Raw genomic sequence first — 18,293 nt, forward strand, 5'->3', positions numbered from 1 at the left:
GACGCTAAAGCGCGACTCACCCGATTGTGAGGGGTCTGTGCATGCGCAGACATTCGAAAAAGATAATAGTTTTGTGTAAATGCTCAAAATTTAGGCGGATTGCCTATATGATCAAATGTCGGTTTTGCCACTTTTGGTAGATCGAATTTGGCGGTCTACTCACCCACACGGGAAGAACTCACTACCTCTAGGTGAGTTTGTCAGGATTGCCATAAAATCGGCAAATATCGGCCAATTTTCGCTTGCCTGACCCTCACCGACCGTCCCACGATATTAATAATTTCATAGGAAGGCTCTTCCGTGCGCAGGTTTGGTAACGCGTAAAGCGCTACTGGTTGAAGGACGTTTTCAACCATAGGTAGTTTTTTGTCTCACGTTCTCCAGACTCTTGAATTTTGCTCGATGCAAGGCGCGCGGGCGTGCATCAATTTATCTGGAGGACGGACCCGTGGCCGTAACGAACACCTTTTCTGCAAGCACACTTGATCTCAATGGCGTTGTTGGGCTGTCGCAGCCAACCTCGTTGGTCTGGGGCCCCGATGGCCGGCTTTATGTGACGGAGGTCGATGGGGACGTGAAGGTCCTCACCATTGCATTTGGCGACCCGGATCTGACCGATGATGATCAGACGGCCCAGTTTTATGTGACCGACGCGGTGCTCGTCACCGACGTCAAAAACATCCCGAATTTCAATGACAACGGCACCACGGCGCCGCAGAACCAGCGCCAGGTGACCGGCATCGACGTGACCGCGCAATATGATGCGAACGGTGATCCGATGACGCTGCCGGATGGCACGCCGATGGTGACAATGTATGTGACCTCCTCGGACAACCGGATCGGGGCAGGGGGCTCGGGCAACGATGCGGGCCTCGATACGAACTCCGGCGTGATCACCAAGCTGACGCAGACGGGTCCGGACAGCTGGGATGCGGTGGACATCGTCCGCGGCCTCGCGCGGTCGGAAGAGAACCATGCGGTCAACGGCCTGGAGGTGATCCAGGAGTTTGACGAGGTCACCGGCCAACTCATCAGCGAGCGCATGATCGTCTCGAACGGCGGCAACGCGAACACGGGGGCGCCGTCGAACAACTTTGCTGGCCAGCAGGAGCAGCCCTATAGCGGCGCGCTGCTCGAAGTGGACCTCGATGCGATCAACGCCCTGACTCCGTTTGTTGATCCGATCACCGGACGCACGGTTGTCTATGATCTGCCGACGCTGAACGACCCGCTGCGCGCGGGGGAAGATGACAACAACGATCCCTTTGGCGGCAACGATGGTCTGAACTCGGCGAAGCTGACCCAGGACAGCCCGGTGCAGATCTACTCCTCGGGGTATCGCAACGCCTATGACGTGGAAGTCACCGATGACGGTCGCGTCTTCACTTATGACAACGGTGCGAACAACAACTGGGGCGGGCGCCCGATTGGCGAGCCCAACTTCCTCGACAGTCTTTACATCGCGCTGAACCTGAACAACGGCGACGGCAACGCGAATGACGACATCAATGATGCGGCGTTCAACCCGTCGAACAATGACTCGCTGCACGAGGCGACGCGGTCCGACGATCTGGACGGTCGTGAGCTCTCCGCAGGTAAGGGCGGCGCGCAGACCTATGACTGGGATTATGGCGATGGCCAGGGCACGCTGCAGCTCGTCTATGGCGGCCACCCGAACCCGACGCGGGCGGAAGGTGCGCGCGCGGGTCTGCTGTTCTCGCCGGAAGCGGGTACAGACAACGCGTTCCTGATGGTCGCGAACACGGACAACTTCGGCAACGACGGTGTCAGCGATTATGATGAGGTCATCGCCTGGCTGACCGAGGTCGAGAACAACAATGCCGACTATCCGTCGGTGGGTGTCTATGGCGCCGATACCGGTGATCTGACCAAGAAGGTTATCGCAATGACGCCGGGCGTCGCCTATGACATCTACCTGATGCCGGATGGCAGTGCGGAGATCCGCCCCGAGGGCACCACCACCGGTCTGCCGGTGAACGGCACCTACATCGGCACCTCCGGGCTGCCCGAGGACATCGGCGAGATCGTGTATCAGACCAATTCGATCGAGGGCGATTACCTCGAGGCCGGGTCGGAAGACGGCTCGCTCGACTTCGGCAAGGGCTCGGTCAACGGTTTGACCGAGTACACCTCGACCATTCTGGATGATGGCGACACCAAGATGTCCGGCGCGCTGCTGGCCACCTCGCTGAACCAGGGCCAGATCTATGTGATCGGCCGGGATGAGAATGGCGTGGTTCAGACCGATGACAGCGGCACCTTCACGCAAGCCGCGGATCGGACAACGCTGCAGGCGGGCGGTGGCCCCCTGGGGATTGCGACGCTGGGCGATGACGTCGCGCAGGACGGTCTGGCCTTTGCCTTCACCGGTTCGATCTGGGTGGCGACATTCAACCAGAACGGCCCGCTGATCGAGGTGTTCCAGCCCGAAGGTGTGGGCCTGCCGCTGGCGGGTGCGGACATCGTGGACGAGGAAGACAACGACCTCGACGGTGTGAAGGACATCGACGATCCGTTCGAGTACAGCCCCGAGAACGGCTATCAGCTGGGCGCGGGCGAGACGATCGAGATCGACTTCAACCCGCAGAACACCAACTTCCCGATCTCGCTCTCGGGTACCGGCCTGCTGGGTGCGGCGCTGGATGGCGTGACGGCGAACCAGGACGCGCGCACGCTCGAAGAGGGCATCAGCGGCGACCAGCTGCAGGACGGGCTCTTTGATAACGGCGGGAACATCCTGCCGGGCGGCAACGCGCCGATCCTGAAGATCAAGACCGTCGTGGACGGCACCGTGGTTGGCTCGGGCAACACCGCCCGCGACGTGATGCACACCGGCTTCCGCCCCGACCCGGAGGTGGACCGTATCGCGCTGACCATGTCGACCGCGAACTGGATCCCCGCGCGGCTGAACGACCCGCTGGAAGGCCAACTGTCGGGCATGATTTTCGGTGACGGCACGCAGTTCAACTTTGTGCGCGTGGTCTATGGTGGCGTTGAGGGCGGCATCGGCTTCGAGGTTGGTGTCGAGATTGGTGACACCGGCTACACAAAGCTGGCAACCTTGCTGGTGCCGGAGCTGGATATCCTCGACAACGATGTGGTCGATATCCAGATGATCATCGACCAGGGCAACAACTATGCGGTCGAGGTCGGGTTCCGCTTTGGATCGGACGGCGACTTCACATCCATCCCGCTAAACAATGGTGCAGGTTACAACCTGCCCACAGGCGTGCTGCAGAACGTGCTGAACGGCACGCACACCATTCAATCGGAGGGCGGCCCAGAGCTGCCTTCGGGCGCTGCCGTGGGCTTCCTCGCCGAAGACGTGCCGGGGGGCGATCTGACCGATGTGGACTTCTTCGGTCTGACCATCGAGAGCCTGCCCAACGAGCTGGTTGCGAATGATGCCGCCAGCGTCGGCCAACAAGGCACCGACGGCGCGGATGTCATCATCTACGATGGGACCGACACCGAGCTTGGTGCGCTCGACGCCTCCGTCGAGGATTTCGACGGGTCACAGTCCGCTGCGGACTACAACATCACCGGCAACGACGGCGACAACACCTTCAAGATGGGTGAGGGCGCCAACACCGTCACAACCGGCGAGGGTGCAGACAGCATCCAGGGCACCAAGGCGCAGCTGGATGGCGACACCATCACCGACTTCACCACCGAGGACGAGGTCATCATCAACGGTGTGACGGTCAACGACATCACCGTCGACTTCGAGGTGGGCTCGGCTGTTGTCGTGATCGATGGGGATACACGTATCACCTTCGACGGCCCTGATTTTGCGGACTTCCAGGTGGAAGATGGCAACGATATTTTCGAGTTTGAATCTGTCGCGGGCGGAGTCCGTCTTGTGACCAAGGCCCCGCTGACACCGGTGATCGCGATCAACGCCGGCGGCGATGACGTACCGGGCCAGACCCTGCGCGAGCAGACCGTCAACTTCGTATCGGACGCCCCGGACGCGCCGAAGACCGGCTTCACGGTCACGGGCGACTACAAGGCCTATTCCAGTGCGGCGTCGAATGCCTTTGACTTCCCGGGCACCGAGCTTGACGATGTTCTGCAGAACGAACGCTCCTCGGCCTCCGAGGCCAACTGGGGCTATGCGATCGACGTGCCGGATGGCAACTATCTGGTCGATCTGATCTATGCAGAGATCTTCCACGACCTGACCGCCAACAATGGTGACCCGGCGGGCAAGCGCGAATTCGATGTGTTCATCGAAGGCGACCAGGTCGAAGACAATTATGACATCATCGATGATGCGGGAGCCTCCGGGACGCAAGTGATCAAGACCTACCAGGTCACCGTCACCGATGGCTCGCTCGAGATCGAGTTCAACAAGGAAGTCGACCAGGCCAAGCTCTCCGGCCTGGTGGTCTGGGCTGTTGGCGGCAGCTTCGAGCCGCCCGCCGATGAGACCGCGCCCGAGATCGTCTCGATCATAGTGGAGAACCCGCCAAGCGTTCAGGACGGTCCGCGCGACGCGATTGTCACGCTGACGGACAACGCAGGCTTCGAGGCGGCGGATTTCGCGACCCTCGACGGCAGCGAGCTGGTCTTCACCGGCATCGAGCCTTCCTCCGTCGGTGCGCCGACTGTCGAGATCTCGCCCAATGGTCAGACCGCGACGTTGACCTATGAGCTTCTGCCGCCCTCCGACACCAATGCCTGGCCCACGGGTCAGGGTCAGGTGAGCATTGCCGCAGGCGCCTATGGCGATGCGGCGGGCAACACCACTGCGGCGGCGGATGCGGCCTTCTTCGTCGAGCCGAACCTCGACAACCTGATCGCGGGCAATCTGGCCCTCGCCATCAACGTCGGTGAGACCACCAACACCATCGATAATTCGCTGGAGGGGACCGACAAGAACACCTATGGCGGTGCGATCACCGGTGACACGATCATCAACGGCATCGACCTGCAGGCGGATGATCCGAGCTATTACACGCCGACCACCAAGACCGGCAGCAACATCGACGGCAAGTTCGGCCCGACCGGCTCGAACACTGCGCTCGATGGCTCGGCCCTGCACACCTATCGCGATGCGGCCTCGGGCTCGTTCACCGCGACCTATCCGATTGCCAATGGCATCTATGTGGTCGAGCTGTGGTTCGCAGAGCTCTTCCACTCCACCGCGGGCAACCGCCAGGGTGACTACACCATCAACGGTGAAGAGTTCGCGATGGACTTCGACGCCTTCACCGAGGCGGGGGCCGCCGACACCGCGGTCAAGATCACCAAGAACGTGATCGTGACCAACGGCGAGATTGTCATCGACGTGAATGCCGACACCGGCGAGCCCGGGTTCAACGCGATTGTGGTCTATGAGGCGATCCCCTCCGATCTGCCGCCCACGATCTCCGTGGCCGATGTGGCCACGGCAGAGGGCGAGGATGCGACCATCACCTTCAGCCGGATCGGCGATCTGAGCGAAGATGTGACGGTTGAATATACGCTGACTGACGTGGACACCGACGCAAGCGATTACGGCACGGCCACGCCGGCCACGGTCACGATCCTTGCCGGTCAGACCTCGGCCACGGTGACCCTGCCCATCGTGGATGATGAGGACGAGGAGGACGCAGAGAGCCTCACCGTGACCATCACCAGCGTGTCGAACACCTCGAACGATGCAGTGATTTCCGCAACGGCGGGCAGTGCAACCGTAACCATCGCGGCGAGCGATCCCAGCAGCGATCTGCCGGAGGGCGGCACATTGCTGGCGCTGGACTTCGAGACCGCGGGTGACCCGCTGGTGGAAGGCGGGTTCGACACCGTGCTTGGTGGCGCGACTGCGCTGGAAGCCGAGAAGATCTCGGTGGTTGATGGCAAACTGGTGGTCAATACTTCTCACGGCGATCTGTCGAACACGCCGACGGATGCCTCGAAGAACGATCTGGTCACGGCGCTTGATCTTTCGGACAGCGGTGTGAATGACATCATCATCTCGACCGCCTTCGACAACCCCTTCACCACGGCCTATCTGACGGCCATCGGGGCCACCGGCGAGACGATTCCCAACTACAAGCAGCAGGGCATCATCATCGCAACAGGCGATCCCGCGACGAACCAGAACCCGGATCAGTTCATGAAGGTCGTCTATGGCGGCGGCGGCGGGACGCAGACCCAGATGTGGTCGCAGACCTCGGTCGACCAGCCGATCAAGCTGGCGGATGTCAGCGCGGCGGCGGCCGCACCGTTCGTCAACTCCGATGTAGCGCGCATCGAGCTGGCGCTGATCATCGACAAGGCGGCAGGCACCATTGCGCAAGTCGTGACCTATCTGGATGACAGTGGCGCGATCCTAGGCGGAGTCCGTCCCGAGGCGCTGCCCGGATTTGCAACGGCCGCACCGCAGCCGATCCCGGCACCACTGCTGACCGCGATCACCAACGGGACCTCGGTGGTGGGGGTCACCTCCACCGACTTCGGCGGAGGTGCCGCGGATGCAGACAGCTTCCCCGCGACCTGGGACTTCGTGAACGTGACCTCGCCGCAGGTCGTGGATCCGGAAGGCCCCGATGCGGTGAACGGCACGCTCTATGTGGACTTCTCCGACGATGGTCTGGCGCCGACGGATGTGGGCGCGCTGGTCAACGGCAGCAACGTCGTGGTGGCCGAGCAAGTGGGCGACGATGATGGCCCGCTGGGCCGCGACCGTGACTACTTCACCTTCGAAGTGCCGGAAGGCCAGGTGCTGACCGCGATCAACCTGACGGGCTATGTCAACCAGCTCGCCAGCGACACCGCGGGCTTCATCGCCATTCAGGAAGGCACACAGATCGATACCAACCCGGTCACCGGTGAGAACTTCGGCAACCTGCTGGGTGGCCTGATCTACGGCACGGGCGAGCTGAACAACGACATCCTTGCGCTTCTTGCGGATGGTGGCGACGTTCAGGGCTCCAACTTCCCGGGCTTCGATCTGCCGCTCGAGGCGGGCAGCTACACCATCTGGCTGAACCAGGGCGCCGACCTGCCCACCACGGTGACGCTGGACTTCGTGCTGGCGGATCGCCCGGCGGATGTGACCCTGTCGATTGCCGATGCGGGTGACGTGGTCGAGAACGGCGACTTCGGTGTCACCGTGCTGGGCTTTGAGCTCACCGCGAGCGACAGCTTCGACGGCACGCTGACCGTGACCTATGACACCGCCATCGACACCGGGCTCACACAAGATGTGACCTTCGTTGGCGGCGTTGGCACGCTGACTGTGCTGGTGGACAACGACGATGTGGACGACGGGGCCGATCCGGTCACCGTGACGCTCACATCGGCGGTCGATGCCATCGGCACCGAGACCGTGGAAATTGTCAGCGGGTCCGAGAGCGGTGACGGCAGTGTCACCGAAGATGACGGCTCCGGCACGGGCGAGGTGACCAAAGGCGCTGTTGCGCTTGCCGTGAACGTGAATGGACCGGAAGTGACCACCACCGATGGTGTAACCTATGCGGCGGATGACGCCAGCAAATGGGCGAACTTCAACACCTACACCGACAGTGCAGGAGCGGGTGGCAACAACCAGGCGCTGCCAGGCGGTGACTACAACCGCGATGGTGTCACCAACGCCGATGACTCTCTTTACATCGCCGAGCGCTGGGGCGGGGCAAGTACGCCCATGACCTACACCACCGATGGCCTGGCGCCCGGTGAGTACATCATGACCCTGAAGTTTGCCGAGCTGTTTGACGTGAACTTCGTCAACGACAAGCGCATCTTCAGCGTGACCATCAATGGGGACGAGGTAATTACCGATCTCGATCTCTTCGACATCCCAGGTCTGGAAGTCGACCAGGCCTATGATGTGGATGTGCCGGTCACGATTGGCGCCGATGGCATCCTGAACATGAGCTTCTCCGCCTCCGCGGACAACGCCAAGATCAACGCCTTTGCGCTCTATGAAGCTGTGCAGACTACACCGGTCGTCCCGGGTGACGTGCTGTTTGCGGTCAATGTGGGTGGAAATGCGTTCACCGATGAAAGCGGTGTTGCATATGAAGCAGATGTGGCCGGTCAATGGACGGGCTCGGCGGGCACGTTCACCGACAACAACCAGGCAACCGGTGGTGACTACAACGACGACGGCACCGTCGATGCGGATGATACCGTCTATTTGACCGAGCGGTATGGCGGCGAATCTGGTACTCCGCCGTTGCAGTTCACGCGAGACACGGTGCCGGCGGGCGACTATTTCGTCACAATCCAGTTGGCCGAGATCTTCAACGGTGCGAGCAACCGCGTCTTTGATGTCACCGCCAACGGCGTCACCGTCTTTGACGATATCGACCTGCTGAATGATGTCGGCCTTGATCTCGCTACCGAAAACACTGTGCTTGTCACGGTGCCGGATGAAGGTGGCGGTGTCGGCACGCTGACGATCAGTGCAGCCGCCACGGCCGACAATGCGAAGATCAGCGGTATCGTGGTTCGTGAAGCTGTCGCTGACGTCCCGACCACGGATGTCGTGATCTCGGTCGCCGATGTGACCGCCGAGGAAGATGGTGGCGCAGCAAATGTGATCTTCACCCGCGAGGGCGATACCACGTCCGCTGTGACCATCACCTTCGCTCTGGCGGATGGCACGGGTGTTGCAGGCGTCGACTATGAGGTGCCCGCGACCAACACCGTGACCATTCTGGCCGGTGAGACGACGGCGAGCGCCCCGATCACGCTGATCGACAATGATGCGGACACGGAGGTGAAGGACTTCACAGTCACGATCACCGATGTCGACACAGCAGGGGGCGAATCCGCCAGCCTGGGTCAGGGCAGCGCCACCGTCACAATCGACGACGACGAGGACTTCGACCCGGCGGATATCGATGGGGATGGCGTGATCAACTATATCGATCCGCTGGCCTATGATGGCGACAACGGGCTGGGCAATGTGCTGGGTGTCGGAGGGTCGTTCCGTCAGGACTTTGACGTCGATACCACGGATGTCTTTGACGCGGATGGCGGGTTCACCGGCATTCTGGTCAACACTGTTGGCTTTATTCCGCCAGGAACGAGCGAGACCGATCCTTATGGCGATCGGACCACGGAGCCGGTCTTTGACGGCGGTGGCAATCTGATCGAAGGGGCCGAAATCAAGGGCGGCGCGCTGAAAATCGTGGCGACCGAGACAGATACCTTCGGCAGCGGGACACCAGGCAACCAGAGCAACCAGGTCAAGGACAACTATGTCCGCGGTGCGGATGTTTCTGGCGTCGACCTCTTCTCGGTCGAGGCAAAGGCGGCCAACCCGTGGCCAACCATCACAGGCGGTCAGAGCGGATTGCAGTTCGCGTCGCTCGGCATCACGATTGGTGCGGGTGGCACCGACGATTGGGTCAAGCTGGTCTATGGTGTGCGAAACGGTGGCGTGACCGTCGAGTTCGCATCGCAAGGCTCGCTGACCTCGGGCAACCAACTGGTGCCGGTGACCTATCCGGTCGACGCCACCGAAGCGGCGGCGGATCTGGTGTTCCGCTTCGACGTCAACAAGTCCAGCACAACGGTGGGTCTGGAAGGCCTGCCAACGCTGACGGGCTATGTCACATTGCTCGATGGTGCGGGCAATGAACTTCAGACGGTGAGCACCGATGAGAAGGTCATCACCGGGTCGCTTCTGTCCTCGCTCGACGGTCAAAACCCATTGACCGGAGGAACGGGTGGCGTGACCTATGGTGTGTCCGTCACCGAATGGAGTGGCGGTACCGGAAATGGCTTCACCGGCGAGTGGGATTACCTCGAAATCTCGGCGCCAGACAATGCGCCGGAAGTGGATGCGGGGATTGCGGATCAGGTCGCGACCGAGAATTCCGAGCTCGACTTCACCCTGCCGCTGGATGTCTTCAAGGACGACAACGGCGTGGCGAACCTCACGCTGTCGGCGACGCTGGATGATGACAGTCCGCTGCCTGCGTGGCTGAGCTTTGATCCCGACACGGGCCGGTTCCTCGGCACACCTGCGGATGGCGATGGCAGCGTGACCGTCAAGGTCACGGCGGACGACGGGACGAATCCGCCTGTCTCCACGACCTTCGAGCTGACTGTGAATGACATCCCCGGGCCGTTCATCTGGTACGCGGATGCCGACGAAGACGGTGTCGGGACACCAACCGACGAGATCGTGTCCTACGACCAGCCGGACGGCTATGTCTTGGCGGACAACGGGGTCGACAACGACGACGCAGACCCGACCGTCTACGAGGGCGCGCCCGAGATCAACGACCGCAAGGACAATGATCAGGACGGCGATGTCGATGAAGACAACACGCCGCCGGATGCGGTGGGTGACACCAAGGAAGGCTTGCCGTCAGGCGATGTGTTCTTCACCCGCACCGAGCTCATGGCCAATGACAGTGATGTGGATGGAGACGCGCTGACCTTCAGCCTCGTCCCGGACAGCGCCGTCGGTGGGACCGTGTCTTACAACTCCGCCAGCGGCATCATCACCTTCACCCGCACTGCCGGGCCTGATGAACCCGCGAGCTTCGACTATCAGCTGGACGACGGTTTCGACGGTATCTCGACAGCGACAGTGACTGTGACCGTCGACCCGAATGCAGAGCCGGTTGTCGAGCCGGTAGTGCTCTCCAACGACGCCGTCGACAGCTATAACCTTGGCCAGGACGACGCCGAGAGCAACATGATCGTCGACGAGGAGACCCAGGAGGTCACCTTGCAAGGCAATGCCTGGAAGAAGGTCGCTCTGAATACGGTGATCCCGGATGTCGAACCTTTGACGGTTCAACTCTTCGCAGTGCAAGCGGAGCCTGCGTCTGCCATCGGTGAAGACGGTCTGACCATCGTCGAGGGCATGGTGCTGCGGTTCACCGCAAACTCGCCGGAAATCCCCGAGCTGATGGCCATTGGCTTCGACAACGATGGCGCCTTCGGCAACGAGGGCACCGCCATCTTCCAGATCGGCGGGACCCAGACGTTCGGTGGCTGGAGCCAGGAGTTCAACCTCTATGATGAAACCAAGGTCGGCACGGATGTAGAGTTCGAAATCCCGCTCGACGCCTTCGCCGGTCTGCAGTTCGCAGACATGGTGTTCATCAACGACCAGGACGCAGAGCCGCTGACGGCATCGACGATCTACTCGGGTATCGAGATCGTATCGCCGCCGGCTGACCTAAATCGTGCGCCGGTCGCTGCGGAAGACAACCTGTCGATGGAAACCGACCAGCCTCTGGTCATCGGTGCCGCCGACCTGCTGGCCAATGACACCGATACGGATGATGACACCTTCACGCTGACCTCGGTCGGCAACGCGGTGAACGGTCAGGTCTCCGAGCTGAACGGCCTGGTGACCTTCATCTCCGATCCCGACTATGTCGGACCGGCGAGCTTCGAGTACACCATCACGGACAGTGCGGGTGGAACGTCAACCACGACCGTCAACATCACGGTTCTGCCGGAAGGCGGCGGCGATGTGCCGACACCAATCAACTTCAACGACAACCCGATCGAATCCTACGACGGCCAGGACTCCAAGCGGGGCACCGGCTTCACGATCGAGGATGGTGGCGCTGGCATCACGCTGGACGGCAACGTCTGGAAGAAGACGGCGATCACGGGTGGCTATACCATCACCGAAGACACGGTGTTGCGGTTCGACCTGACCATCATCAACCCCACGGGTGAGATTGTCGGCATCGGCCTGGAGAACGACAACTCCTTCCGGACCGATGACGACATCCTGTTCCAGCTCTTCGGGAGCCAGAACTTCTCGACCTGGACCAATCAGGACTACAACGGCGACTATACAGGCGCCGGGGAACCACAGTCCTACGAGATCGATCTGAGCGCCTATGCCGGTCAGTCCTTCTCGACGCTGGCCCTGATCAACGATGACGATGTCAACAACGCCTCCGTGGTCAGCTTCGCCAATGTGGCGCTGGTGGAGGTCGTCGATACCGGCGGCACCAACACCGAAGCGCCGCAGATCTTCGGCGGTGTCCTGCCGGACCAGACGGTCGACGAAGACGCACCGTTCGAGATCGAGCTGCCGTTCTTCGACACGGACACCCCGTTCGAGGATCTGACGTTCAGCTTTGTCACTGTCACGGCAGATGGCGAAGTGCCCGGGCTGCCAGGCTTCCTGATCGAGGAAGATGGCATCCTGACCGGCCAGGCGGACAACGATGATGTGGGCACATACTCCATCACCGTGACGGCAACTGATCCTGAAGGGAATTCGACCGACGGCACGTTCCTGCTGAACGTCGATAACGTGAACGACGCACCAACTGTTGTGGGTGTCTATGAAGATGTCGATCTGATCATCAACAACGAGGTTGTTCTGGCGCTGCCAGACGGGCTCTTTGACGACGTTGATGTGGGCACGGTCTTGATCTACTCCGCCGAAGGTCTTCCGGACGGGGTCACCATTGACCCTGCGACCGGGGAGATCAGCGGCACGCCAACCGAAAGCGGCGACTTCGAGGTGACGATCACCGCCTATGATGGTGAGATCGGCGGCCCGGATACGCTGTCGGCATCCACGACCTTCACCATGGATGTGGCCAGCGGCCCGCCACGTGAAGCGGTGCTGATCGAGGCCGAAGACTTCACGGCCTTCAGCGATCCGAACGAAGCCTTTGACGGGTTCTTCCGCAGCTTCGCGGCGCCCGCCTCCGGCAACCAGGTGATCCGGGTTAAAGTGGGTGGCGAAGGCTTCATCTCGACCGATCTGGATGCAGCAGGCGTTGTGCCCGGCTTCTACGACCTGTCGGTGATCCACTTCGATGAAACCGATGGTGCGGCAACCGTCACGATCAAGCTCGACCTTGGCGACGGTTCCGAACCGACTGAGATCGGCTCCTTCGTGATGGACCGCACGGATCTGCCGGGCCAGGGCACTGGCACGCAGGCTGGCAACATCAACACGGCTGTGTTCCCGACGGTGAATATCCCTGCGGGGGCCAAGCTGGTCATCGAAGGCGAAGCTGAAAGCGGCGAGGTGCTGCGGATCGACGCGGTGCGCTTCGATCCCATCGACAACACGCCGCCGACCATCAGCACACCTGCTGAGGCGACCGTGGATGAGGGCACATTGCTCGTGGCGGATGTGGATGCGACCGACCTTGAAGGTTCGGATGTCACCTACGATATCGTTGGCGGTGCGGATGCGGCCCTCTTCACCATCGATCCGGCGACGGGCGAGGTCTCCTTCCTGGCCGAGCCTGACTTCGAGACACCGCTCGATGCGGATCAGGACAACGTCTATGACGTGGTCGTGTCCGCCTCGGATGGCGATGTCGCCTCAGAGCAGGCGCTGGTCATCACCGTGGCCAATCTCGATGAAGCGCCCGAGTTCAGCAGCGCAACGGAGGTGGATGCGGTGGAAAACGACACCGCCGCCACAACCGTTGCTGCGGTGGATCCGGATGGGTTGACTGTCACCTACGCCCTCGCGGGCACCGGGGCGGATGAGGCGCTCTTTGCGGTTGATCCGACCACAGGTGTGGTGACCTTCCTCGCGGCGCCAGACTTCGAGACTCCGACAGATGCAGATCAGGACGGCGTCTACGAGGTGTCGGTCACCGCGGACGATGGCACATCGCAAACGACCACAGATCTGCAGATCACGGTCACCGATGCCAATGACGCACCCGTCGCCGATCCGGCACCGGAGGCGCAACCGGCGATCATCGATGCGCCTCTGTCGCTCTCGGTCGTGGGTCTCTTCTCGGATCAGGACGTCGGCGACACGCTGACCTACACCCTGATCAGCGGGGCGCCTGCGGGCATCACCGAGGTCGATGCGAACGGCAATCTCGTCGGCACGCCGACCGAGATCGGCCTCTTCAGCGTGGTCATCGAAGCCACAGACGGCACGGAGACGGTGCAGGCAACGCTGCCCCTGAACGTGGACGCGGCCGACAATACCTTCGGCCCGGTGGCACCGTCGCAAGACCTTGATGGCGACCTGGTGATCAACTCGGCGGATGACGACGTCGATGGCGACGGCATCCTCAACGAGGCCGACAGCTTCGCCTATGACGCGGACAACGGCACGTTGATCGCGGATGGCGAAAGCATCGAGCTCACCTTCGACGTGAACGGCACGCCCTATCAGAACGGGTTCACCGGTCTGCTGCAGGCAGGTCTCGTCGGCTCGTCCGATCTGAAGGACTTCAACGAGGACACCGGTGCCACAACTGTCGCTGGTGGTGTGCTGACCACAACCACAACCACGGGCGATACCGGCAACACCGATACGCCCGAGGATGACTTCCAACTGGGTGTGAAGAACGCCGACTTCACGGTCGAGGCACGGGTGCTCAACCCGTTCGAGACCGAGGCGGCGGTCAGCTTCGACCAGATCGGCATCCATGTGGGTGTGGACAGCACCGATTTCGTCAAGTTCGTCTTCGGCAACACCGTCGAGTTCTCCTCGCGGATCGACAACGCCGAGACCAAGGCGGGCGGCGGCAACCAAGACTTGCCTGCGGTGCTGACCGGCACGGAGGACTTCTCGGCGGTGGATATCACCCTGACGGTGAACTCCACCAGCGCGACAGCCGCGACCATCACAGCGGTGGCGACCTTCCTCGACACCAATGGGGACCCGATTGCCGGAGCCTCCGGCGTCAGCTTCGGTTCGCTGAACGTGACCGGGGCGTTGGCAGCCGCACTGGCGGACGAAACGGTTGGGGTCGGCACAGGGTTCACCCATGTGCACGCAGGCTCCAGCACGCCGTTCGATGCGCAGCTCGACAGCTTCAAGGTCACGGCCACCAGCAATGGCACGGCTGATCCGACCAACGCGCTGGCGGTGTTTGACGGCGAAGATGACATCTTCACCGGCAATACCTACGGCAATGACGCGGTGGGTTCGGCTGTCCTCGAAGTGATGACGGGCAACAACAACATCCAAAGCTCGAACTTCGGCGCGAACTCCTTCCAGCTGATCAACACCGGCGACAAGAAGATCGCAGCGGTCTTCATCGACGCGAGCACCGCGCTTTATCCCGACAGTGTCTTTGACCCTGACGGCAAGGGCGGTGACAACGCGGTGAAGGGCTGGGGTGTGAACTCCGGCGGGGCCGAGACGGGCGCCTTCATCACCGGCGGCACGGGCGGCTACTTCCTGCCCGGTCAGGACCCGCTGCCCAACAACACGGGCACGGGCCAGGACTCGAACGGTGGCTTCAAAGGCGCGATCCTCAAGTTCACCGATTTCGACAATGGGGAAACGGTCGGCTTCTCGGGTGACATGGACCCCAACTCCCTTGCCGGGCTCGACAAGGGTGGCACCGATGGTGTGGACACCAATGCGACCAACGGCTGGGATGTGGGCGGGATCTCCGGTCACGAGATCATCGGATCGACCTTCACGGTCCTCTTCGATGACGGCACCACCGCGACCGGCCAGCTGGCCAGCGATGGCAGCGCCTCGGGTTCGCAGGGTCTGGCCTCAGAGGCCGGGTTCACCTCCGACGCACCGAGCCTGCTCGTTAATGGCTTCGCACCGGGCGAGGTGGGCACCTACGGGGTCGATCAGCCGACGATCCTGGTCACCGGCGATCCGGGCGCAACTGTCCGCATCACCCTGACCAAGGGCTTCGATCCTGTCGGGAACACCTCGAACGGCATCGACGCGCTGGTCGCAGACCGGTTGGAGCGCTATGACTTCGACGCCTCCAACTCCTTCGACAACCAGAGCGTGGATGTGGTGCTGGACGAGAACGGCAGCTTCGATGCCACAGGGCTCTTCGACTACGACGACAACCTGGCCTACAACGGCACCTTTGCAGGTGACGATGTTGCAGACATCGGGTTTGTCGCCGCGGTCATCGACCCGTCGCAGGGCAACCTGCCGGTCAGCCCGGTCACCACACCGATCTACCTGGCCAACGAAGGCGGCCCGGTGGAAGGCGACCCGGTCGGCAACGATGGCACCAATGCTCTCGAGGTCTTTGCGGGTGAAACCGACCTGATCACCTCCGCCACCTACGCGGATGGTGTGACCGGATCGGCCGTGCTCGAGATCATGCCCGGCGCGAACGAGATCGACGACTCGAACTTCGGGGCGAACTCGTTCCAGGTGACCAACACCGGTGGCAAGAATATCTCGGCGGTGTTCATCGACGTGAGCGATGCGCTCTACGAGGATGTGGTGTTCGATCCCGACGGGGCCGGCGGCGACAATGTCGCCAAGGCCTGGGCGGTGAACACAGCAGGCGGAACCGGTGCCTTCATCACCGGCGGCACGGGCGGCTACTTCCTGCCTGGCGTCGACCCGCTGGCCAACACCACCGGCACGGGCCAGGCGTCGAACGGCGGCTACAAGGGCGCCATCGTCAAATTCACCGACTTCGGCAACGGCGAGACCGTCGGCTTCTCGGGCGACATGGACCCCAACTCCATCGCCGGGCTGCTCAAGTCCGGTGTGGACGCAGGCGCCACGGACGGCTGGGATGTGGGTGGCGTGTCGGGCCACGAACTCATCGGATCGCGCTTCACCGTGCTCTTCGATGACGGCACCACCGCCTCTGGCCAACTCGGCAGCGATGGCAGCGCCTCGGGCTCGCAAGCGCTCGCCGATCAGGGGCTGCCAACGGTCACAACACCGACCCTCGAGGTCAATGGTGTGGCTGCGGGTGGCACTGGCACCTACGGTGGCACGCAACCCACCATCATCGTCACCGGTGATGTGGGCGATACCGTGCGGATCACCATGACCAAGGGCTTCAACCCGGTGAACAACACCGCGGATGGCATTGCCCAGCTGGTTGAAGATCGTCTTGATCGCTATGACTTCAAGGCGAGCAATAACTTCGACAGCCAGTCGGTCGATGTGGTCATCGGTCCTGATGGAACCTTCGACGCCACGGGCCTCTTTGATTATGACGACGCAGTCGCCAACAATCAGGGAGACGGCACCTTCGCGGGTGACGACGTGGCCCAGATCGGGTTCGTCGCCAGCGTGATCGACACGTCGAACAACGACCTGCCGATCAGCGACGTGACCGCGCCCATCTACCTGACCAACGATGGTGGTCCGGTTGTGGGTGACCCGGTTCTGCCGACCGATGGGTACTTCGAGATCATCAACTCGGGCAGCAACAACGCCCGGTTCAAGATCCAGATCGAAGACACCAATGGCACCGGCGGCACCGATCCGGGCTCCTTCTGGAGCTACGATACGGCGGCGGATGAGTTCGGTAACCACGGTGGGTTCCAGGGTGACGGCTACTATGTCTGGAAAGAAGGCGCCACTGCCGGAACCAACCCGCCACAGGGCATCATCGAGTTCGAAATCTTCATTCCTGAAGGTGACGAAGGGGTCTACTCCTTCCGGGCGCGCGGGTCTCGCGATGAGAACAGACCCGGGGTGACCATTGCGGGCGATCAGGCCAACGATGTCTGGGTCCGGATCGATGATGATGCCGAGGCGTTGCAGGTGAACGAGACCAACTCGGTGTCGAACAACGGCTTCGTCAAGGTCTTCGGGGTCGGCACTGGCGGCTGGGGCAACACGGCCACCATCGACAGCGTGTCGGAAGAAGAACCCAACTTTGCGGCCCAGTTCGAGCTGTCCGCCGGGTTCCACACCATTGCGATTGCCGGTCGGTCGGGTGGCTATGCCATCGACTACTTCGACCTCTACAAGGGCGGTCAGCCGTCCCTGGGCGCGTCGAACTCCACCTTCACCACGGACAACCCGGGCGAGGTGGGCGACCAAATCGCATCGAGCATCAACCAGTCGTCGGACGACTGGGAAGAGTTCGGCGGCGGTGGCAGTGGCGATCTGGAGCTTGGTGTCAACGGGTCGCCCCAATACGTCGGGATGCGGTTCACCAACATCGACATTCCCGCCGACAAGGTGATCGCGGATGCCTACTTCCAGTTCGAAGCCAATGGCAGCCAGTCCGGCAGCGTGTCCTTCCTCATCGAGGTCGAAGCCACGGAAGCCGCGGCCACCTACTCTGCAGGATCGACACCGGATGATCGGACCTATCTGGCCGAGGACTTCGACTGGAACAATGTCGAGGACTGGACCGATGGCGAAACCTACCGGACGCCGGATATCTCAGACCTCATCGAGGCGGCGATCGGAACCGATGGTGTCGTGGACGGTGAACTGGGCTTCCGGATCACCCTCGCGGACGGCTCGGCCCAGAACAAGCGGGCGGCACATACCTTCGACTCCGACGGTGCCGCACCGGAGCTTGTGATTGTCTTCGAGGATGACTCGATCGCCTGATCGGACATCCCACACGACCTGAAGAGAGGCGCTCGTTTGAGCGCCTCTTTTG

1 protein-coding gene is annotated in these 18,293 nt (G+C 61.9%); it reads left to right on the forward strand.

The window, feature by feature from the left end:
• The first annotated feature begins 448 nt into the window (after positions 1 to 448).
• Positions 449 to 18,241 carry a malectin domain-containing carbohydrate-binding protein gene (locus ACVC7O_RS05180; RefSeq protein WP_458325023.1) on the forward strand — a complete coding sequence of 5,931 codons (17,793 nt, stop codon included), beginning with the start codon at positions 449 to 451 and terminating at the stop codon, positions 18,239 to 18,241.
• The last annotated feature ends 52 nt before the right edge of the window (positions 18,242 to 18,293 follow it).

This window comes from Roseobacter cerffii, from assembly GCF_054226325.1.